At 66.0% G+C, this 20,802-nt stretch carries 19 protein-coding genes; 9 read left to right on the forward strand and 10 right to left on the reverse strand.

Annotation, left to right across the window (positions count from 1 at the left end; genetic code table 11):
• Positions 1–15: 15 nt before the first annotated feature.
• From ACQR2C_RS28630 to ltnD, 4 genes are all read right to left on the reverse strand, one after another.
• Complete coding sequence (locus ACQR2C_RS28630; protein ID WP_316183447.1) at positions 16–2,043, reverse strand: methyl-accepting chemotaxis protein; 2,028 nt, start codon at positions 2,041–2,043, stop codon at positions 16–18.
• 267 nt (positions 2,044–2,310) lie between these two features.
• Positions 2,311–3,588, reverse strand: coding sequence for a 3-oxo-tetronate kinase (gene otnK, locus ACQR2C_RS28635; protein ID WP_434882611.1), 1,278 nt, complete (start codon positions 3,586–3,588; stop codon positions 2,311–2,313).
• Positions 3,585–4,367 carry a 2-oxo-tetronate isomerase gene (otnI, locus tag ACQR2C_RS28640; RefSeq protein ID WP_315801324.1) on the reverse strand — a complete coding sequence of 261 codons (783 nt, stop codon included), beginning with the start codon at positions 4,365–4,367 and terminating at the stop codon, positions 3,585–3,587. Before otnI ends, otnK begins: the two co-directional genes overlap by 4 nt.
• Before the next feature lie 22 nt (positions 4,368–4,389).
• Entirely contained in the window at positions 4,390–5,304 is a 915-nt protein-coding gene (ltnD, locus tag ACQR2C_RS28645; protein ID WP_410051995.1) for an L-threonate dehydrogenase, read from the reverse strand.
• A 129-nt stretch (positions 5,305–5,433) separates the two neighbouring features.
• On the opposite strand from ltnD, the gene otnC reads away from it, so the two are divergent.
• The 6 genes from otnC to ACQR2C_RS28675 all read left to right on the forward strand — a co-directional run bounded on the left by otnC (position 5,434) and on the right by ACQR2C_RS28675 (position 11,126).
• A complete protein-coding gene (gene otnC, locus ACQR2C_RS28650) occupies positions 5,434–6,093 on the forward strand; it encodes a 3-oxo-tetronate 4-phosphate decarboxylase (protein WP_434882612.1) in 660 nt (219 codons plus the stop codon).
• A 21-nt stretch (positions 6,094–6,114) separates the two neighbouring features.
• Positions 6,115–6,327, forward strand: a complete 213-nt coding sequence (locus tag ACQR2C_RS28655) for a hypothetical protein (RefSeq protein WP_434882613.1) — start codon at positions 6,115–6,117, stop codon at positions 6,325–6,327.
• A 510-nt stretch (positions 6,328–6,837) separates the two neighbouring features.
• Positions 6,838–7,875 (forward strand): ABC transporter ATP-binding protein, encoded by a 1,038-nt coding sequence (locus ACQR2C_RS28660; RefSeq protein ID WP_315801387.1) that lies wholly within the window; start codon positions 6,838–6,840, stop codon positions 7,873–7,875.
• Positions 7,876–7,908: 33 nt separating this feature from the next.
• Positions 7,909–9,198 (forward strand): ABC transporter substrate-binding protein, encoded by a 1,290-nt coding sequence (locus ACQR2C_RS28665; RefSeq protein ID WP_315801328.1) that lies wholly within the window; start codon positions 7,909–7,911, stop codon positions 9,196–9,198.
• A gap of 88 nt (positions 9,199–9,286) precedes the next feature.
• The gene (locus ACQR2C_RS28670; RefSeq protein WP_315801329.1) at positions 9,287–10,222 is read left to right on the forward strand and encodes an ABC transporter permease; all 936 of its coding nucleotides are present in this window, start codon (positions 9,287–9,289) and stop codon (positions 10,220–10,222) included.
• A 1-nt stretch (position 10,223) separates the two neighbouring features.
• Positions 10,224–11,126 (forward strand): ABC transporter permease, encoded by a 903-nt coding sequence (locus ACQR2C_RS28675; protein ID WP_434882614.1) that lies wholly within the window; start codon positions 10,224–10,226, stop codon positions 11,124–11,126.
• Positions 11,127–11,555: 429 nt separating this feature from the next.
• Here ACQR2C_RS28675 and ACQR2C_RS28680 read toward each other — a convergent pair whose 3' ends face one another.
• The 6 genes from ACQR2C_RS28680 to ACQR2C_RS28705 all read right to left on the reverse strand — a co-directional run bounded on the left by ACQR2C_RS28680 (position 11,556) and on the right by ACQR2C_RS28705 (position 17,207).
• Positions 11,556–12,260 (reverse strand): ABC transporter ATP-binding protein, encoded by a 705-nt coding sequence (locus tag ACQR2C_RS28680; RefSeq protein ID WP_434882615.1) that lies wholly within the window; start codon positions 12,258–12,260, stop codon positions 11,556–11,558.
• Entirely contained in the window at positions 12,244–12,975 is a 732-nt protein-coding gene (locus ACQR2C_RS28685; RefSeq protein ID WP_316218829.1) for an ABC transporter ATP-binding protein, read from the reverse strand. Before ACQR2C_RS28685 ends, ACQR2C_RS28680 begins: the two co-directional genes overlap by 17 nt.
• A complete protein-coding gene (locus tag ACQR2C_RS28690; protein WP_434882616.1) occupies positions 12,972–13,976 on the reverse strand; it encodes a branched-chain amino acid ABC transporter permease in 1,005 nt (334 codons plus the stop codon). Before ACQR2C_RS28690 ends, ACQR2C_RS28685 begins: the two co-directional genes overlap by 4 nt.
• Positions 13,976–14,854, reverse strand: a complete 879-nt coding sequence (locus ACQR2C_RS28695; RefSeq protein WP_434882617.1) for a branched-chain amino acid ABC transporter permease — start codon at positions 14,852–14,854, stop codon at positions 13,976–13,978. Before ACQR2C_RS28695 ends, ACQR2C_RS28690 begins: the two co-directional genes overlap by 1 nt.
• Positions 14,855–15,047: 193 nt before the next feature.
• Positions 15,048–16,292, reverse strand: a complete 1,245-nt coding sequence (locus ACQR2C_RS28700) for an ABC transporter substrate-binding protein (RefSeq protein WP_315801335.1) — start codon at positions 16,290–16,292, stop codon at positions 15,048–15,050.
• Positions 16,293–16,388: 96 nt separating this feature from the next.
• Complete coding sequence (locus ACQR2C_RS28705) at positions 16,389–17,207, reverse strand: putative hydro-lyase (RefSeq protein WP_434882618.1); 819 nt, start codon at positions 17,205–17,207, stop codon at positions 16,389–16,391.
• Positions 17,208–17,320: 113 nt separating this feature from the next.
• On the opposite strand from ACQR2C_RS28705, the gene ACQR2C_RS28710 reads away from it, so the two are divergent.
• The 3 genes from ACQR2C_RS28710 to ACQR2C_RS28720 all read left to right on the forward strand — a co-directional run bounded on the left by ACQR2C_RS28710 (position 17,321) and on the right by ACQR2C_RS28720 (position 20,668).
• Positions 17,321–18,283 carry a LysR family transcriptional regulator gene (locus tag ACQR2C_RS28710; protein ID WP_434882619.1) on the forward strand — a complete coding sequence of 321 codons (963 nt, stop codon included), beginning with the start codon at positions 17,321–17,323 and terminating at the stop codon, positions 18,281–18,283.
• Positions 18,280–19,530: a Zn-dependent hydrolase gene (locus ACQR2C_RS28715; RefSeq protein ID WP_434882620.1), complete on the forward strand. Its 1,251-nt coding sequence runs from the start codon at positions 18,280–18,282 to the stop codon at positions 19,528–19,530. Before ACQR2C_RS28710 ends, ACQR2C_RS28715 begins: the two co-directional genes overlap by 4 nt.
• Before the next feature lie 226 nt (positions 19,531–19,756).
• Positions 19,757–20,668: an NAD(P)-dependent oxidoreductase gene (locus ACQR2C_RS28720; RefSeq protein WP_434882621.1), complete on the forward strand. Its 912-nt coding sequence runs from the start codon at positions 19,757–19,759 to the stop codon at positions 20,666–20,668.
• Positions 20,669–20,802: the final 134 nt, after the last annotated feature.

Genomic DNA, 20,802 nt, shown 5'->3' on the forward strand with positions numbered 1-20,802 from the left:
TTCCGCGGCTCAGCGTTATGCCGCCCGCACCGAGCCGAGGAAGCTCGCGACCTCCTGCTTGAGACGATTGCTGTCGCCGGACAGCGCCTGTGCCGCTGAGAGCACCTGGGCCGAGGCCGACCCGGTCTCGGCCGCGCCGCGCTCGACATCGGCGATGTTGGACGAGACCTGCTGCGTGCCATGCGCCGCCTGCTGGACGTTGCGCGAAATCTCCTGCGTCGCCGCGCCCTGTTCTTCGACGGCGGCTGCGATGGTCGAGGAGATTTCCGACAGCTTCTCGATCGTAGAGGAGATCTCCTTGATGGCGCTGACCGACTCCTGCGTCGCGACCTGGATGCTGGAGATCTGCTGGCCGATCTCGCCGGTGGCCTTCGCGGTCTGTTCCGCCAGCGCCTTGACCTCGGAGGCGACGACCGCAAAGCCGCGGCCGGCATCGCCCGCGCGCGCCGCCTCGATGGTGGCGTTGAGCGCCAGCAGGTTGGTCTGGCCGGCAATGGTGTTGATCAGCTCGACGACGTCGCCGATGCGGGTGGCGGCCTTGGACAGCTCGCTGACGCGCCCGGTCGTGGTGCGAGCCTGGCCGACGGCGTCGTTGGCGATGCGCGCCGATTCCTGCACCTGGCGGCTGATCTCGGTGACCGACGAGGCCATCTGCTCGGTCGCAGACGCCACCGACTGGACGTTGGTCGTGGCTTCCTCCGAGGCAGACGCAACCGCCGTCGTCAAGCCTTGCGAGCGCGTCGCGGCCTGGGTCAGCGTCGTGGCGGACTGCTCGAGCTGGCTCGAGGCCGACGAGACGGTGTTCACGATCTCGCCGACCGCGGCTTCGAACTGCTCGGCCAGCCGCTGCATGTCGGCCTTGCGCTGGCGCGCCGCGACCTCATCCAGCGCGCTCTTTTCCTCGGCCTCGGTGCGCGCCTTCTCCTCGGCATTGCCACGGATCACCGTGACGGTCTTGGCGAGATCGCCGATTTCGTCACCCCGCGATGCGCCGGGAATGGCGATGTCGATGCGGCCGCGCGCCATCTCGCCGAGCGCCGCGTTGAGCCGCGTCAGCGGCCGCGCGATCCCGAGGAACGAGAACACGACCGAACCGATCACCGACAACAGAACCGCCAATCCGACAAACAGCGTGATATAGCTCGCCTGCGCGGCGACCTGGTCTGCCTCGAACCGGGCGCTCGCGTTGCGCGCGCGCGCGTCCTGGATCGCAGAGGACATCAGCTCGCCGGCCTCGCCGAGATAGATGAGCGTGCGGTCGCGCAGCACGGCCTCCTTGATTCCCTCGGTCTTCACCACCTCGTCGTTCGCGGCGACGAAGTCGGAGGCGAGGCCATTGAGCTTGGTGATCGTGGCCTGGATCTCGCGGTTGTCGGCGAGCATGCGAGCGTCGGTCAGCGAGCTCTTCAGCCCCGGCACCGTCTGCTTCACGGTCAGGATGGTTGCGGCGTCGCCAGTCATGCCGAACCGCCACGCCTGCGACCGCATGTAGTTCAACTTGGCATCGGCGGCGTGAAGCTGGCGCTCGACCCGCTCGCGGAAGGCGAGGTTCGGCAGCGACGGCGAGGCGAGCAGCGCCTTCAGGCTGGTGTTCCACTCGTTGGAGACCGCACTGCGCTTCTCGATCTGCGTCAACAACTTCTTCTGCGCCTCGGCGAGATCGACCGCTCCCGCGGCATAGCTCGTCATCAGCTCCTTGATCCGGGTCAACCGGGCGCGATTGTCGGCGGTCGATACGTTGCCGAGCGCGGCGTCGATGTCGGTCACCATCGCGGTTGAGAACTGCTGAATGTCGGCGGCTGCCTTCTCTGCCTCGGCCGGCGCACGCGCCAGCCGCGCCGAACGGCCGCCGAGCTGGGTCTGCTGCATGTTGATGCTGGCCGACAGCACGCTCTCGACCACGCGCCGCGCGCGCTCGGCCTGCTGATTGGCATGGTTGACCGCTCTTTCCGCCATCAACTGGTTAGCGATCATGCCGACGGCGAGAGATGCGCCGATGGCGCCAGCGAGCCCGAGTTTGTAGCCGATCCGATTCAGTTTCATTGCCCTACCCACAGATGGACGCGTCACGCGACGGTCCGTACTGGAGGTATAGCGGTGAGGTCCCTAGAGACCGTTAATTTACGGGAGTTATCGGGCATTACACGCAAAAAACATCTGCTTTTTCTGTGTGCGCCCCGATGCTTACGGCGGCACGACGGCGCTGCCGCGCCGAGCGACGGCTCACAAACTAAGCAGATGATGTAATCGGCACCGAGGCCCTGCGCGTCGTTCCAGAATCCGGCACACGCTCACGCAGCCGATGCGCAGCTAGCGCATCAGCCCGAGCGCATCGGCAAAGAACTGCGGACCGCCGAAATTGCCGGACTTCAGCGCCAGCAGCATGTCGCCCGCCTCGGCGCCGATCGCGCGCAGCACCGGCACGCCGGCCGCGATCTCCGGACCGACCAGGAAGCCGGGAATCCTGAGCCTGTCGACGACGGCGCCGGAGGTCTCGCCACCTGCGACGATCAACCGCCGCACGCCGGCCTGGATCAGCCCCGCGGCCAGATCGGCCATTGCCTGCTCGATCGCGTGCCCCGCCGCCTCGCGGCCGTGCCTGGATTGCAGCGCGCTGACCTGATCCGGCGTCGCACTGGAGGCGATCAGCACGGGTCCCTTGGCAACGCGCTCACGCGCCCAGGCGAGCGCTCGCCGCGCCTCGTCCGGGCCTGCGACCAGGCCCGCCGCATCGAGATGCAGCACCGGCATGATGGTCTCGGCCTGCGCGATCTGCTGCAAGGTCGCCTGCGAGCAACTGCCGGCGAGGCAGGCGGCCAGGCCGCCGACGGGGGCATCGGCGTGATGCGCCAAGCCGTGGGAATGAACCTGCCCGGTCTCGACCAGCGCGCGTGCCAGCCCGAGCCCGATGCCGGACGCGCCGACGGAGACCCGGCTCTTCAAGGCGGCCGCACCGATCGCGGTCAGGTCGGCATCGAAGACGGCGTCGACGATCGCCGCGCCCATGCCCTGCCCGGCCAGCTCCTGCAGCCGGCGGCCGATCGCCTCGGGCCCGTGCACGACGGCGGCGAGATCGACCAGGCCGATTTTCCGTCGGCTCTGGCGCGCCAGCACGCGCACCAGGTTGGCGTCATGCATCGGGTTGAGCGGATGGTCCTTGAGCGGGCTCTCATTGAGCGGCACGGCGCCGACGAACAGGTTGCCCTGATAGACGGTCCGCTTCGTCTCCGGGAAAGCCGGCGTCACCAGCACGATCGTGTCACCGGCGTCGCCGGCCAGCGCATCCATGACAGGGCCGATGTTGCCGGCGTCGGTGGAGTCGAACGTCGAGCAGATCTTGAACAGCACGTGGTCAGCGCCCCGAGCGCGCAGCCATGTATCGGCCTCGCGTGAGCGGGCCACGGCGAGCGAGGCCTCGATCGAGCGGCTCTTCAGCGAGACCACGACGGCATCGACCGCGGGCAATACGAGGTCATCAGCCGGCACGCCGATGGTCTGCACCGTGCGCAGGCCGGCGCGGGTCAGGGTATTGGCGAGGTCGGAGGCGCCGGTGTAGTCGTCGGCGATGCAGCCGAGCTTCAAGGTCACGGCTTCACTCCCTTGTAGGGCGCGAACCAGCCGAGCCCGTCCTCGGTGCGACCGCGCGGATTGTACTCGCAGCCGACGAAGCCGGCATAGCCGAGCCGGTCGAGCTCGGCGAACAGGAACGGATAGTTGAGCTCCTCGCTGTCAGGCTCGTTGCGCGAGGGAATGCTGGCGATCTGGATGTGGCCGATGATGTCCATCATCTCGCGCAGCCGCATCGTGACGTCGCCGTGGATGATCTGGCAGTGATAGATGTCGAACTGCAGCTTGAGATTGGGAATCTTCAGCTCGCGGATGAGATCGCGGGCGAAGCCGAAATCGTTGAGGAAGTAGCCGGGCACGTTGCGCGAATTGATCGGCTCGATCACGACATCGAGCCCGTGGGGCGCGAAGAACTCCGCCGCCCAGGCGACCGACTTGGTGTACGCCTCCACGGCTTTCGCATCATGACGATCGGCGATGCCGGCCATCAGATGCAGCCGCTTCACGCCGGTGGCCTTGGCGTAAGGCAGCGCCGTCTCGAGGCTCGCCTTGAGATCATCGAAACGGTGCGGCAGTGCGGCAAAGCCCTTCTCGCCGGCATCCCAATTGCCGGGCGGCAGGTTGAACAGCGCCTGAGTCAGGCCGTTGTCATCAAGCCGCTTGCCGACCTCCTCGGCCGGATGATCATAGGGAAACAGGAATTCCACCGCGGTGAAGCCGGCCTTGGCGGCCGCCGCAAAGCGATCGAGGAACGGATGCTCGGTGAACATCATCGAGAGATTGGCGGCGAAGCGGGGCATGGTGCGAGAACTCGTCGTGCTGCTACTTGGAGGAGCCCGGCAATTTCGTGCCGGTAACCTGCGCATACATCCGCGCCACAGAGGCGTCGTCGTCGCGGCCCATGCCGGCGGCCGCCGTCATCAGGAACATCTGCAGCGCAGCCGCCGAGACCGGGACCGGGAAGCGGTGGTTGCGCGCCATGTCCTGGATGATGCCGAGATCCTTGACGAAGATCTCGACCGCGCTGCGCGGCGTGTAGTCGCCGTCGAGAACATGCGGCATGCGGTTCTCGAACATCCAGGAATTGCCGGCCGAGGCGGTGATGACCTCATAGACCTTGCGGATATCGAGCCCCTGCTTGGCGGCGAAGGCGATGGCCTCGCTGGCAGCGGCGATGTGCACGCCGGCGAGCAGCTGGTTGATCATCTTGAACGCGGCGCCCTGCCCCGGGGCATCGCCGAGCTCGTAGAGCTTGGCCGCCATCGCATCGAGCGCCGGCCGCGCCTTGGCAAACGCAGCCGCGCTGCCCGAGGCCAGGATCGTCAGCTCACCTTGCGCGGCGCGCTGCGCGCCGCCGGAGATCGGCGCATCGAGGTAGTGCCGACCTGTGGCTTCCAGCTGCTTCGCCAGCCGCCGCGCGACGTCGGGATCCATGGTCGCGGAGGAGACGAACACGGCCTCCTTCGGCATGGTCTCAGCCGCGCCGCCAGGACCAAAAAGAATGGCCTCGGTCTGCGCCGCGTTGACGACGACGCTGACCACGATGTCGGCACCTCGCGCCGCCTCGGCGGGAGTTTTCGCACCCTTGCCGCCCTCCGCAACGAAGCGCGCCACGCTATCGGCCGAGACATCGCATCCGGTCACCTCGAAGCCTGCGCGCTTGAGCGAGGTCGCCATGCCATACCCCATCGAGCCGAGCCCGATCACGGCGACTTTCAATTGCGATGGCGACGGCATGTGGCAGATCCCTGAAGCGTTTCCCGGAGACGTCCGGTTGCCCCGGACTGCACTCTGGGTATCACGGCTTGGCCGCGTTGCCAAAGCGTGAGACAAAGCGGCAAAACAGCGACATGCGAGGAAAGACCAGTGGCGGAAACTGCGATTCGCGAGGCCATCTGCCGGTTCGGTCGCTCGCTGTTCGAGCGCGGGCTGACGCCGGGATCGTCCGGCAACATCAGCGTGCGGCTCGACGATGGCGGCTGGCTGGTGACGCCGACCAATGCCTCGCTCGGCTTCCTCGATCCGGCCCGCCTGTCGCGGCTCGATGCGCGGGGCAAGCTGGTCTCGGGCGATGCGCCGACCAAGGAGGTGCCGCTGCACACGGCGCTGTACCAGACGCGCGACGCGGCGCGCGCCGTCGTGCACCTGCACTCGACGCATTCGGTCGCGATCTCGATGCTGCCGGAGATCGATCCACGCGCCGCGCTGCCGCCGCTGACACCTTATTACTTGATGCGCTGCGGCCAGACCGCGCTGGTGCCCTATCATCGTCCCGGCGATCCCGCGGTCGCCGATGCCATCAAGGGTCTCGCCGGCAAATACGCCTCCGTGCTGCTCGCCAATCACGGGCCCGTCGTGTCCGGTGACACGCTGGAAGCCGCCGTGTTTGCGATGGAGGAGCTCGAGGAGACCGCAAAGCTCTATCTCTTGCTGCGCGGGCTCAACCCGCGTCATCTGTCGCCGCAGCAGGTCGACGATCTGGTCAAAGTGTTCGGCCTCACCCTGCCTCACAGCGATCATCACTGATCCCACCGGCGGATGATGGGCATGCACTATTTCGCGACAACGCCGGCCGAGATCGATGCCGCCGTCCAGGTGCTCTATGAGGAGGCCCGCTTCTATCGCTGGTTTCCGATCGGCACCGACTCCTATGACGCGTTCGCCGCCTCCGATCCGATCGCGGCCAGCGAGTTGCGCGGCATCGCCGAGCGCATGCTGGTGGCCGCCGCGCAGGCCAGATCGCAGGCACGGCGGGTCTAGCGTCCCGTCAACCCGGCTTGCATACGGCGGAGCCTGCGCCGCCTTGTCGCTCATCAAGCTGCCTTGCCTCAGGAGGACAACGATGCCTAATATTCGGGCAAAGTGCGGCTGCGGCAGCCATCAGGGATGGATCGGTCGAACAAGGACGGCACCGGCAGCCCATCACTGCCGCGGCGCGAGGATGCGCCCCGCTCGTCCACCATCGATTGCAGCCCCTTCGTACGGCACGCCCCGAGCCACGAAAGGACAGGGCAAAATGCTTCCACATCGGCGTGGGCGCGGCTGTTTGACCGGATCGGCGGCGGATCTGAGCGGGCTGACGCCGGGACCGCGGATTACCCTTTCGAGCGTTGCATACACATCTCCCCCAACGCGCAATCGTCCCGGGCTGCGCCGCCCCCGCGGCGGCCCTTGGCATATCCGTTGCAGACGTCAGACGGGTCGGATCGCGGCCGCGCGACGGAGCGAGCTGCGATCATGACCGATAAGGGACAGGGCGACGGAGGGCGGATGGCGGCGGGCGCGAGCTTGGAACTGGTGAAGGTGACGAAGATGTACGGTCACGTCACCGCCGTGGACGCAATCGACCTGCGGATTCCCGCCGGCTCCTATTGCTGCCTGCTCGGCCCGTCCGGCTGCGGCAAAACCTCCACCCTGCGCATGATCGCCGGCCATGAATCGGCGACATCGGGCGACATCATCGTCGGCGCCAGAAACGTCACCGAGCTGCCGCCCGCCGGGCGCGGCACGGCGATGATGTTCCAGTCCTACGCGCTGTTTCCGCATCTGTCGGTGATCGACAACGTCGCGTTTGCGCTGAAGATGAAAGGCGTCTCCAAGCCCGAGCGCCACGCCAAGGCACGCGAGCTGCTCGAGCTCGTCGACATGCAGGGCTATGCCGGCCGCCTGCCGGCGCAGCTCTCCGGCGGCCAGCAGCAGCGCGTCGCGCTGGCGCGCGCGCTGATCACCTCGCCGCAAATTCTCCTGCTCGACGAGCCGCTGTCGGCGCTCGACCCCTTCCTGCGCCTGCGCATGCGCGCCGAGCTGAAGCGGCTGCAACGCGAGCTCGGCCTCACCTTCGTCCACGTCACCCACGGCCAGGACGAGGCGATGGCGCTGTCCGATCTCGTGGTGCTGATGAATGGCGGCCGCATCGAGCAGCAGGGCAGCCCGCGCGAGATCTTCAATCACCCGCGCACCGAGTTCGCCGCCCGCTTCATCGGCGGCCACAACGTGATTCCGCTGAACGGCGAGACCTTCGCCGTGCGTGTCGACCGCATCCAGCTCAAGGCGCCGAATGCCGCGGTCGACGGTCCGGCCGTGTCGGGCACGATCAGCAAGATCGAATATCAGGGCACCTATGTGCTGGTCGCGGTCGCCACCGACGGTGGCCCCGAGATCTCGGCGCAGCTCAGCGACGATCAGTTCGATGCACAGACCCACGTGATCGGCGAGCGCGTCGTCGTGACCTGGAATCCGGCGCTCGCCGATGCCCTGACTTCCCGCCCCGCCGCAACAGCCACGCCGGCTGCCGAGCTGGTCGCCTGATTTCGTTTGCCTGCTTTTCCCAAGGAGATGATCATGACCGATCGATCGAAGACAACATCCATCAGCCGCCGTTCGCTGCTCAAGGGCGCGGCGGGCGTCGCCGGTCTCGCCGGCTCGGGCACGCTGCTCAGCGCGCCCTACGTCCACGCCGCCGATGCCAAGGTGCTACGCTATCTCGGCACCGCGGTGAACGAGGGCGACGAGATCTCCAAGAAGTGCCTCGCCGACACCGGCATCAAGATCGAATACATCACGGCGACCACCGACGACGTCACCAAGCGCGTCATCACCCAGCCGAACTCGTTCGACGTGCTCGACACCGAGTATTTCTCGCTCAAGAAGCTGGTGCCGTCGGGCAACATCTTTCCGCTCGATGCGCGCAAGATCAAGGAGTTCGACAACATTACGCCGGTGTTCACCAAGGGCGAGCTGCCCAACGGCAAGAAGATCGGCGGCCAGGGCACCGCGCCGTGGAAGGTGCTGTATCTCGACGGTCCGAACTCCAAGACCTTCTCGGCGACGCCGACCGAATGGGTCACGCTGATCCCGACCGTGTACAACGCCGACACGCTCGGCATCCGCCCCGACCTGATCAAACGCCCGATCAACTCCTGGGCCGAGCTGCTCAACCCCGAATTCAAGGGCAAGGCCTCGATCCTCAACATCCCCTCGATCGGCATCATGGACGCCGCCCTCGTCGTCGAGGCGACCGGCCAGTACAAATATGCCGACAAGGGCAACATGACCAAGGCCGAGATCGACCTGACCATGAAGGTGCTGACCGAGGCCAAGAAGGCCGGCCAGTTCCGCGCGTTCTGGAAGGACTTCAACGAGTCCGTCAACCTGATGGCCTCGGGTGAGACCGTGATCCAGTCGATGTGGTCGCCCGCCGTCACCAAGGTGCGCTCGATGGGCATCGCCTGCACCTTCCAGCCGCTGAAGGAAGGCTATCGCTCCTGGGCCTCGGGCTTCTGCGTCTCGAAGGCGGTGGCCGGCGGACCGAAGCTCGACTGGGCCTATGAGTTCGTCAACTGGTACCTGTCCGGCTGGGCCGGCGCCTATCTCAACCGCCAGGGCTACTACTCGGCCGTACTCTCCACCGCCAAGGCCAACATGACCGAGGACGAGTGGGGCTACTGGATGGAAGGCAAGCCGGCCAAGGCCGACATCAAGGCGCCGGATGGCACCTTGATGGAGAAGGCCGGCGCGGTGCGCGACGGCGGCTCCTACGACGATCGCATGGGCGCCGTCGTCTGCTGGAACGCCGTCATGGACGAGAACGACTACATGGTCCGCAAGTGGAACGAGTTCATCGCCGCCTGATGTGACGTCGAATACTGCCGCGCCCATGATATCGTGGGCGCGGCAGGCTTTCTAAGCGCTCATTCGCGACCGGACGACAGGTATCCCCGTGGCCGTGACGATCGACAACTCGCCCGACACCGTAGCGCCCGCGGAGAGCGCCTTGCGCAAGATCACCATGCGCTCGATCGCCTGGCTGCAGGCCGGCCCGATGATGCTGGTGTTTGCGCTGTTCTTCCTGCTGCCGCTCGTGCTCGTTGTCGTCGTCAGCGCCTGGGACTACAACGAATACGAGATGATCCCGGCGTTCAGCTTCCGCGGCTACACCGACACCTTCGAGGGCTGCGTCGCCAACCTGCCCGAGCTGTGCACGATCCTGAAGACCTATCTCAAGACGCTGAAGCTCTGCCTGCTGACCTGGGGCCTGACCTTGATGATCGGCTTCTGGGTCGCCTATTTCCTTGCCTTCCACGTCCGCAGCAAGACCTGGCAGATCGTGCTGTCGCTGTTGTGCACGATCCCGTTCTGGACCTCCAACGTGATCCGGATGATCGCCTGGATTCCCCTGCTCGGCCGCAACGGCCTCGTCAACCAGGGGCTGATCGGCGCCGGCGTGGTCAACAAGCCGGTCGAATGGCTGCTGTTCTCGGAATTCTCGGTGGTGCTGGCGCTGGTGCACCTGTTCACCTTCTTCATGGTGGTGCCGATCTTCAATTCGATGATCCGCATCGACAAGCGCTTGATCGAGGCCGCCTATGACGCCGGTGCGTCGGGCTGGCAGACGCTGGTCAACATCATCATTCCCCTGGCGAAGCCCGGCATCGTGATCGGCTCGATCTTCGTCATCACCATCGTGATGGGCGACTTCGTCACCATCGGCGTGATGGGAGGCCAGCAGATCGCCTCCGCCGGCAAGATCATCGAGTCCCGGCTGTCGGCGCTGCAATTCCCGGCCGCCGCGGCCAACGCCGTGATCCTGCTCGGCATCACCATCATCATCATCTCCGCGCTGACGCGGATCGTCGACGTGCGCAAGGAACTCTGAGATGGGAGACAAGCGCCCCCGCTCCTTCTACATCCTCGCCGCGTTTTTTTCGGCCTACGTGCTGTTCCTGTACGGGCCGATGATCGCGATCTACATCCTGTCGTTCCAGGGACCGGACGGCGGCCTGACGTTTCCGATGAACGGCGTATCGCTGACCTGGTTCGGCAAGGTGTTTTCCGGCGGCGGCATCGTCGACATAGGCGCCGCGTTCAAGCGCTCGCTGGCGCTCGGCCTCGTCGTGATGGTCATCACCGTGGTGCTGTCGGTCGCCGCCGGCATGGCGTTCCGCAAGCCGTTCCGCGGCGCATCGGGGCTGTTTTACACCGCGATCGCCAGCCTGATCATGCCGTCGATCATCACCTCGCTCGGCATCGCGCTGGAGTTCCGGCTGATCGACGACTTCGTCAACAAGCACGGCGCCGACTTTGGCCTGGGCTGGCTCGCCGATGGCTACACCACCGCCATGGGCCTGTTCACCTCGGGCTTAGGTGCGCATCTCACCTGGACCCTGCCGTTCGGCCTGCTGATCATGTTCGCGATCTTCAACCGCTTCGACGGCCGTCTGGAGGAAGCCGCCCGCGATCTCGGCGCCACGCCCTGGCAGACCTTCCGCCACGTCGTGCTGCCGATCATCCTGCCGAGCGTCGTCGGCATCGGCCTGTTCGGCTTCACGCTGTCCTGGGACGAACTGGCACGGTCGAGCCAGGCGATCGGCTCGGTGAACACGCTGCCGCTGGAGTTGCAGGGCCTGACGACGACCGTCACCAAGCCCGACATCTACGCGCTGGGCACGCTGACGTCGGCGGTGTCGTTCGTCGTGATCTTCGCGGCATTGTCGGTGATTCTGGTGCTGCAGGCGCGGCAGCGCCGGCAGGGCTCGGATGCCGGCAAGGGGATGGTGTAGGAGTTCAGCGCCGAAAAGCAGTCACGATCGAACTCATCGTGGCAAAGCTTGACAACAAGCAGCGAGCGCGGTGCCTGTGAATGCGCCCTCGCCCCTTGTAGGAGAGGGCATATAGGACAGCGCAGCAAGCTCGGTTGGGTGAGGGGTTTTTCTCTATGAGCGACACTCGCGGAGAGATACCCCTCACCCAACCGCGTACGTGGATGGGCCGTACATGCCCTCTCCCACAAGGGGCGAGGGCGCTGTATCTCGCAGCGCCGTCGTCTCGCGACTTTGCTCGGTGCGTAGGGTGGGCAAAGGCGCCCCAAAGTCTCCGATGATTTACGACGCCATCTCCCGCGCCTTGCCCACCGTCCTTCGTCATCGGCACCGCCGGTGGGCACGCGACGCCTGACGACGCCGCTTTGCCCACGCGACGAGGCCGTCGCCTCAAAGCCCCAGATACGCCTTCCGCACATCCTTGTTGCCGCTGATCTCGGCCGCCGTACCCTGCATCAGCACGCGACCCGTCTGCAGGATGTAGGCCCGGTCGGCGATCTCGAGGCACTCGGCCATGCGCTGCTCGACGATCAGCACGGTCATGCCGGCGTCGCGGATGCGCTTCACCGCCTGGAAGATCTCGTCGACCAGCTTCGGCATGATGCCCTGCGACGGCTCGTCGAGCATCAGGAGCCGCGGCCGGGTCATCAGCGCGCGGCCGATCGCCAGCATCTGCTGCTCGCCGCCGGACAGGGTCTCGGCGCGCTGCTCGAGCCGCTCGGAGAGCCGCGGAAACAGTGTGAACACGAAGTCGAGCGGCTCCTCGCGGTTGGCTTCGCTGCGATAGAGATAGCTGCCCAGCCGAAGATTGTCGCGCACCGAGAGCCGCGGGAACAGCCGGCGGTTCTCCGGCACATAGGCGATGCCGCGTGCCGTGATCAGATGCTGCGCCATGCCGTCGATGCGGTTGCCGTCGAAGGTCACGCTTCCCGCGCGCGGCCGCTCGGCGCCGGCGATGGATTTCAACAAGGTCGACTTGCCCGCGCCATTGGCGCCGGCGACGCAGACGATCTCGCCCTTCTCGACGTCGATCGAGACATTCGAGATCGCAACCAGGCCCTGATAGGCGGTGGTGACGTCACGCACCGACAGCATGGCGGTCTCCAAGATAGGCGGAAATGACTTTGGGATCGCGGACGACGTCCTTGGGCTTGCCTTCGATCAGCACCTTGCCGAGGTCGAGCACGATGGCGCGGTCGACCAGCGGCATCACGATCTCCATGACATGCTCGACCATCAGCACGGTGATGCCGGTGTCGCGCACGCGGCGCACGAGCTCGACGCCCTTCTGGGATTCGACCGGCGTCAGGCCGGTCAGCACCTCGTCCAGTAGCAGCAGCTTCGGCTCGGTCGCGAGCGCGCGCGCCACCTCCAACCGCCGCTTCTCCGAGGGCACGAGGTCGCTGGCGAGCACGTCGGCGCGCGCATCGAGCCCGCAGAACGCCAGCACCTCATGCGCCTTGCGGCGGGCGTCGCGCATATTGGTGGTGCGCACCAGGGAGCCGACGATGACGTTCTCGATCACCGTCATGCTCTCAAAACTCTTCACGACCTGGAAGGTGCGGCCGATACCGCGCTGGCAGCGCTCGGCGGCCGGCAGCGCCGTGACGTCCTCGCCGTCGAAGATGATCTGGCCTTCGGTCGGCTTGAATGCACCGGCGATCAGGTTGAACAAGGTCGACTTGCCGGCGCCGTTCGGCCCGATCAGGCCGACGATCTCGCCGCGTCCGACCGAGATCGAGACTTCCGAATTGGCGGTCAGTCCCGAGAAGCGCTGGGTGATGTTGCGCGTTTCCAACAGCGCGGTCATGACGCCACCGCCTCTCTGACCGGCTGGGCACCCCGCTTCGGCTTGCGGGAGAACAGGCTGACGAGTCCTTGCGGCCGGGCGAGCGAGATCGCGATGATCAGGCCGCCATAGACGATCAGGTCGACGCCGCGGCCGGAGCCGCCGATATAGGAGCGCGTCAGCTCGGTCAGCGGGATCAGGATGACGGCGCCGAGCATCGGGCCCCAGAGGGTACCGATGCCGCCGAGCACGGCGGGCAGCGCCATCAGCAGCGAGAACTGGAAGCCCATCACGCTTTCGGGATCGATGTAGGACACGAACTGCGCGTAGAAGCTGCCGCCGATCGCGACCAGGAAGGCCGACACGGCCGCCGCACCCATCTTGGAGTTGAACACGTCGACGCCAAGGCTCTCGGCCGCGAGCGGATTGTCCTTCACCGCGCGCCACCAATAGCCCCATTTGGAATCCTCCAGCCACCAGGTGACGAACCAGGCGACGCAGGCGAGCGCGAGCGCGAAGTAGAAGTATGGCAGCTTGGAGCGGGTGAACTGGAACGTCAGCCAGGAGTCGCGCCGCACGGGAATGTCGATGCCGAGCGCGGCCCCCGCAAAATCCCAGTTCTGGAACAAGAGCAGCGTGATCTCGGCGATGACGATGGTGGCGATGACGAAGTAATGGCCGCCGAGCCGGAAGCAGGGATAGCCGAGCGCCATCGCGATGACGGCGGAGATCAGACCGCCGGCGAGCATGCCGAACCAGGGCAGCACGCCGAACTTGGTGAACAGGATCGCGGTCGTGTAAGCGCCGAGGCCGAAGTACAGCGCGTGCCCGAGCGAGATCTGGCCGCAATAACCAGACAGGATGTTCCAGCTCTGCGACAGCGCCGCATACATCAGGGTCAGCACCATGATGTTCTGGACGTAGACGTCCTTGACGAAGAACGGCACGGCTGCGGCGATCGCCGCAAGGAACGCGGCGAGGACGAGATCGCGCCGGCGACGTTGGATGAATGCCTTGTCCATCAGATCGATCCGAACAGGCCGCGCGGGCGAATGAAGACGACGAGGAGATAGACGCCGTAGATGCCGACGGTCTTCAGCGACGGCGGCAGGATCAAGGTGGTCATGGCCTCGACCAGACCGACGACGATGCCGCCGGCGAACGCGCCGAACACGCTGCCGAAGCCGCCGAGCGCCACCGTGACATAGGCGATGGTCGCGAACGACGCGCCGACGTCGGGGAAGACATAGAAGAAGATCGACATGACCGCACCCGCGAGTCCGACCAGCGCCGCGCCCAGGCCCCAGCCGAGCGCGAACACCTTGTTCTTGTCGATGCCGACCAGCGCCACCGCGCCGGCATCCTCCCGGGTCGCCTCAAGCGCGCGGCCGAAATCGGTGCGGTGGATGAAGAAATACAGCCCGGCGAAGGCCGCGATCGCGATCAGCGCGCCGACCAGTTGCGGCTGCGGCAGATAGATGCCGGCGATCGAGATCGTCTTGCCGCCGAGCCAGGAGTGCGGAATGCTGCGATAGTCCGGGGTGAAGAAATACTGCGCGACGCCGCGCATCAGCACGGCCAAGCCGAAGGTGGAGAAGATCTGCACCATGCCGGTGTTGGCCTTGGCCCTGACCGCAAATCTGACGATCAGCAGATAGACCACCGCCCCGAACACGAACAGGGCGGCTGCGACCAGCGGCGCCGCCAGCAGCGGATCGAGCGCGAAATAGGCGAACAGGAAGAAGCTCGCATACATCGCGATCATCAGGAACTCGCCATGGGCGAAATTCACGACGTCCATCAGGCCGAAGATGAGCGCCAGTCCCACGGCGATCAGGCCATAGAGCAGGCCCATCAACAGGCCGCTGGCGAGACTTTGGATGATTGTTTCTGCTGTCACAGATCTTGCCCCACTCTCGATGTGACTCGGGGTGTCGTCCTGGCGAACGCCAGGACCCATAACCACCACTGTTTGTGTGGGGCACGACGACAGCCGATCATCGTCCAACCACGGCCTCGGCGTATGGGTCCCAGGTCGGCGCCGCCACGCGCTGGCGCGCATCGCGGCTTGCCCGGGACGACATCCGAGTTGATTACTTCATCGGCCAGCTGGCTTCCGCCACCGCGGCCTGTGTCGGGAAGATCGTGACGAACTTGCCGCCGACATATTGCAGCAGCACCGGATCGGCGTCGTTGTTCTGGCCGTTCTCGTCGAACTTCACCCGCTTCCACGGCATGATGGTCGCCTCGCCCGGCATGTCGGTGGCGGCGAGCGCGTCGCGGATCTTCTCGCCGTCGGTGGACTTGGCGCGGTTGATGGCATCCGCCATCACGATCAGGCCCATGAACTGGCGCGACGAGTAGTCGTTGAAGTCCTTGCCCGACTTCGCCTTGAACATGTCGTTGATCTTGCCGACCATCGGCCGCTTGGCGGCGAGGTCGAGCGAGAACGAGCCGCGCGAGATCACGCCTTCGAGCTTGTCGCCGACCGCGTCATACAGCGCCTTCTCCGAGAAGCCGGCGTCCTGGGCCACGATCGCATTTGGCTTGTAGCCGAGCTCGGCCATGGTCTTGACCAGCAGGATGCCGTCGGTGGTGTAGCTCGACGGCATCAGCACGTCGGCGTTGGCGGCCTTCAGCTGCTGCACCTCGGCCGACAGCGACGGCGAGTTGGCGCGGTACTTGATGTCCGCGACGACCTTGTAGCCGCGCTCCTGGGCGAGCTTGAGCTGGGCGTTGCTCGAATCGGTGCCGAAGATGGTGTCCTCGTGGAACAGCGCGAGCGTGTCGATCTTGGTGCCCTTCTTCTTCATCATGTCGAAGAAATCGAACATCGCCTGCGAGAACATCTCGTCATGCGGCGCGGCGCGGAAATAATACTTCAGGCCGCGGCGATGCAGGCTCGGCGAGGAATTGTCGGCGGAGAGATACGGGATCTGGTAGCGCTCGCAGATCTGGCTCGCTGTGACAGCGACGGCGCTCTGATAGGACCCGATGACGGCGGCGACCTTCTCCTGGGTGATCAGGCGCTCGGCCTCGGCGCGGCCCTTCTGCGGGTCGGCCTGGTGGTCGGCGAACACCAGCTTGATCTTGGCGCCACCGAGGCCCGGCAGCCCTTCGGTGCGCGCGAGCGGCAGGTCGTAATCATACTTGCCGTTGATGATCTCGGCCGCCGTCTCGAACGCGCGCTGCGCGTCGACGCCGATCTGCGCGCTGGCGCCCGAGAACGGATAGATGACGCCGATCTTCACTTCCGAGGTCTGGGCGCGGGCGGCGATCGGGCCGAGCGCGGCGGCAGCGGTGGCTCCAAGCAGGACGTTTCGGCGCGTGATGGTCATGGCAAGATCCTCTGATGAAAGCGCATCGATGAAGCGGTTGAGATCGGTGGTAAAGGCTCAATAAGCAGCAAGACTGCCTGATTAAAGGCTGCCTGATTAGAGGACGGCGAGATCCTTGTTCCTGAGATCGGTGATCAGCATCAGCCCCGGCGCGTGGGTGATGGCGAAGGGCAGCTTGGCCGCGGCGATGACCGCCTGCGGCGTCACCCCGCAGGCCCAGAAAACGGGAATTTCGTCTGAGCCGACCGGCACCGGATCGCCGTAGTCCGGCTTGTTGATATCGGCGATGCCGATCTGTTCGGGAAGACCGAGATGCACCGGCGCGCCGTGCACGGCCGGAAAGCGCGTCGTGATCTGCACGGCGCGGATCGCCTGCGCCGGCTTGAACGGACGCATCGACACCACCATCGGTCCCGCAAACGGCCCGGACGGCGTGCAGGCAATGTTGGTGCGATACATCGGCACGCGACAGCCCTGCTCGATATGGCGGATCGGCAGGTCGTCGGCCATCAGCGCTTCCTCGAAGGAGAACGAGCAGCCCAGCACGAAGGTGACGAGGTCGTCGCGCCAATGCGACATCAGGTCGGTCGGCTCCTCCACCATCTCGCCCTCGCGCCAGACGCGGTAGCGCGGCACGTCGGTGCGGATGTCGAGATCGGCGCCGAGTGCCGGAATATGAGGATTGCCCGGATCGGACATGCCGATGATCGGGCACGGCTTCGGATTGAGCTGGCAGAACCGGTGGAAGGCGCCGGCGTACTGCTCGGGCAGGATCGCCAGATTGCCCTGCACGAAGCCATTGGCGACGCCGGCGGTGCTCCAGCCCTTGCCGGTGCGATAGTCCAGGCGGGCCTGATGGCTCGGGAGAAGGTCTGTCTCGCCCGCTGATTGCTGCAATGCCGCAGAAACAGTCATTTGTGCCACTTGCCTAATATCTCGACAAACTCACTGAACATCAGCCATGCTATAAAGTCTAATCTTCGTTTTTAATCAGGATCGATAAAACAAATTGATCCGAGCGGGGCGCGATGTTGGATTTCCGTTCCATCGAGACCTTTCTCTGGGTGGTGAAGCTCGGCAGCTTCCGCGGCGCGGCGCAGCGCCTGAACACCACCCAGCCGGCCATCTCCCAGCGCATCGCCCAGCTCGAGCGCGAGCTCGGCGTCAAGCTGCTCAACCGCGATCATCGCGTGGCGTCGCCGACGGCCAGCGGACGGCAGATGCTGGTCTATGCCGAGAAGCTGATCGGCCTGCGCGCGGAAATGCTGGCCGAGGTCGGCGACCGCTCGGCGATGCGCGGCGTGCTCCGGCTCGGCGTGGCCGAGACCATCGTGCACGACTGGCTGCCGCGGCTGATCAAGAGCGTCAACGAGAGCTATCCGAACCTGTCGCTGGAGATCGAGGTCGACGTCACGCCGAACCTGCACGCGCGCCTGCTCGCGCAGGAGATCGAGCTCGCCTTCGCACTGGGCGCGCCGTCCGAGTCCGGCATCCGCAGCCGCGTGCTGTGCGACTATCCGATCAGCTTCCTGGCGAGCCCTGCCCTCGGCTTCGGCACGGGCGTGGTCACCGCCGAGCAGATGGCGCGCTTCCCGATCATCACCTTCCCGCGCAACACCCAGCCCTATGACAATGTGCGCTCGCTGTTCAACCGCCCGCATCTGCCGCCGATGCGGCTGCACGCCAGCGCCTCGCTGGCAACCGTGATCCACATGGCGGTCGAGGGCCTCGGCGTCGCCGTCATTCCCGCGGCGATCGTCGCGCATGAGATCGAGCGCGGCCGGCTGCAGGAGCTGAAGACGGACTTGCGGATTCCGCCGCTGACCTTCACCGCGAGCTGGCTGTCATCTCCCGAGATGGTCGCGATCGAGCGCGTCGCCGAGCTCGCAGCCCGGACGGCGCAGACGGCCAGCCATCCCTCCGCATCGGTTGACGCGCTCGCCGCGGCGGGCGATGGACAGGATGCCGGAGTACAGGGAATTCAAGCATGAGCCGCGCCGTCACCAATCTGCAGATCGATTCCGCCCGCCTCTGGGACAGCATCCACGAGACCGCCAGGTTCGGCGCCACGCCGAAGGGCGGCGTGCGCCGGCTGACCCTGAGCCAGGAGGACAAGCAGGTCCGCGACTGGTTTCGCAAGGCTTGCGAGGAGGCCGGGCTCGAGGTGCATGTCGACACGCTCGGCTCGATGTTCGCCCTGCGCAAGGGGCGTGACATGTCGAAGGCCCCTGTCGGCCTCGGCTCGCATCTGGACACCCAGCCGACCGGCGGCAAGTTCGACGGCATTCTCGGCACGCTCGGCGCGCTCGAGGTGATCCGCACGCTCAACGACGCCGGCATCGAGACCGATGCGCCGCTGTGCATCGTCAACTGGACCAACGAGGAAGGCTCGCGCTTCGCGCCGGCGATGATGGCCTCCGCCGCCTATGTCGGCGATTTCACCGTCGAGGACATCTTGTCGCGCAAGGATGCCGACGGCACGACGGTCGGCCAAGCGCTGGACGGCATCGGCTATCGCGGCGCGGCCAAGGTCGGCACGCAGAAATTCTCCGGCTTCGTCGAGCTGCATATCGAGCAGGGCCCGATCCTGGAGGCCGAGAACAAGACCATCGGCGTGGTCGATCACGGCCAGGGCGTGTTCTGGTACGACGGCAAGGTCACGGGCTTCGAGAGCCACGCCGGCTCGACCCCGATGCCGCTGCGCCGCGACGCACTGCTGGCGCTGTCGGAGTTCGCGCTGACCCTGGAGCAGATCGCGATCAGGCTCGGGCCGAACGCGGTCGCCACCATCGGCGAAGCGATGATCGCCAATCCCTCGCGCAACGTCATCCCCGGCGAGATCGCCTTCACCATCGATTGCCGCAGCGCCAATGCCGACACCTTGGAGGCACTCGATGCCAGCCTGCGCGCGGCTGCGGGCGAGATTGCGAAGAAGCGCAAGGTCGAGATCGCGATCGACCAGGTCTGGCGCAAGCCGCCGACGCATTTCGATCCCAAGCTGGTCGATGCCGTCGAACGCGCCGCCGGCACCCTCGGCTATGCGCACCGCCGCATCACCTCCGGCGCCGGCCACGACGCCTGCAACCTCAACACCATCATGCCGGCCGCGATGGTGTTCGTCCCCTGCAAGGACGGCATCAGCCACAACGAGCTCGAGGACGCGACGCAATCCGACTGCGCGGCAGGAGCGAATGTGCTGTTGCACACGGTGCTATCGCTGGCCGGCGTGGCGTCGTGACGGGTTGTTAGTTCTGACGTCTTCCAACTATCATTGATCGAGTACAGCTCTCGATCGCGCGGGCAAACTGGACTCCCCTCCCCCTTGCGGGGAGGGGTCGGGGTGGGGGTCCCCACGGGCAATCTCGCCCGGAGCCACCCCCCTCCCCAGCCCTCCCCCACAAGGGGGGAGGGAGCACACCTGGGTCCGCGCGCCAGTTATGACACCTCATCTAGGAGACCACCACGTGCGCGGAGTTTTCATCGACGCCAACGACTCGCTTGCCGAGATCTTCGAGCGGCAGCGCCAGCCAGGCGATCCCGGGATGCGCGTGCATCTCGACCCCGACATCAAGCCGGAGGACTGGCCGGCGATCCTCGACGGCGCCGAGATCGGCGTGGTCGATCACACCGCGCTCCCGACCGACGTCGCGAGGCACTGCAAGGGGCTCAAGCACGTCGTCTTCCTGGGCACCGGCGCACGCAGCTACATGAACCCGGAGGAGCTCGCGGAGCTCGGCATCACCGTGCATCTGATCAAGGGCTACGGCGACACCGCGGTTGCCGAAGCCGCCATCGCGCTGATGTGGGCCTCTGCCCGCGGCATCGCACAGATGGACCGCGAGATGCGCGCCGGCAACTGGCTGCGTGACGACGGCATGCAGCTCACCGGCAAGACGCTCGGCCTGATCGGCTTCGGCGGCATCGCCGCCGAGGTCGCGCGCATCGCGTCGGGCAGCGGCATGAAGGTGATCGCCTGGAACCGCTCGCCGAAGAGCCATCCCGGTGTGGAGTTCGTCGAACTCGAGACGCTGCTCCAGAACAGCCACGTCGTCTCGCTACATCTCCTGCTCAACGACGAGACCCGCGGCTTCCTGTCGCGCGAGCGCATCGCGCAGATGCGCCCCGGCGTGATCTTCGTCAACACCGCCCGCGCGGCAATCATCGACGAGACCGCGATGATCGACGCCCTCCGCTCCGGCCACATCCGCCACGCCGGCCTCGACGTCTTCAATACCGAGCCGCTGCCCGCCGGTCACGTGCTGACCACGATCCCCAACGTGACACTGTCCGCGCACTCCGCCTTCCGCACGCCCGAGGCGAGCGAGAACCTGATCCACGCCGCGTGGGAGCACTGCCGCAGAGTAGCGAAGCCGTAGCCCACGCTCCCATCTCCGTCATTGCGAGCGCAGCGAAGCAATCCAGAGTCCCGCGAAGACTCTGGATTGCTTCGTCGCTACGCTCCTCGCAATGACGTTGTTGCCCGAGCGGTCGCCTAAACCACCACCGTCGT

Origin of the sequence: Bradyrhizobium sp. HKCCYLRH3061 (assembly GCF_051168015.1) — a bacterium.
Classification (GTDB): domain Bacteria; phylum Pseudomonadota; class Alphaproteobacteria; order Rhizobiales; family Xanthobacteraceae; genus Bradyrhizobium.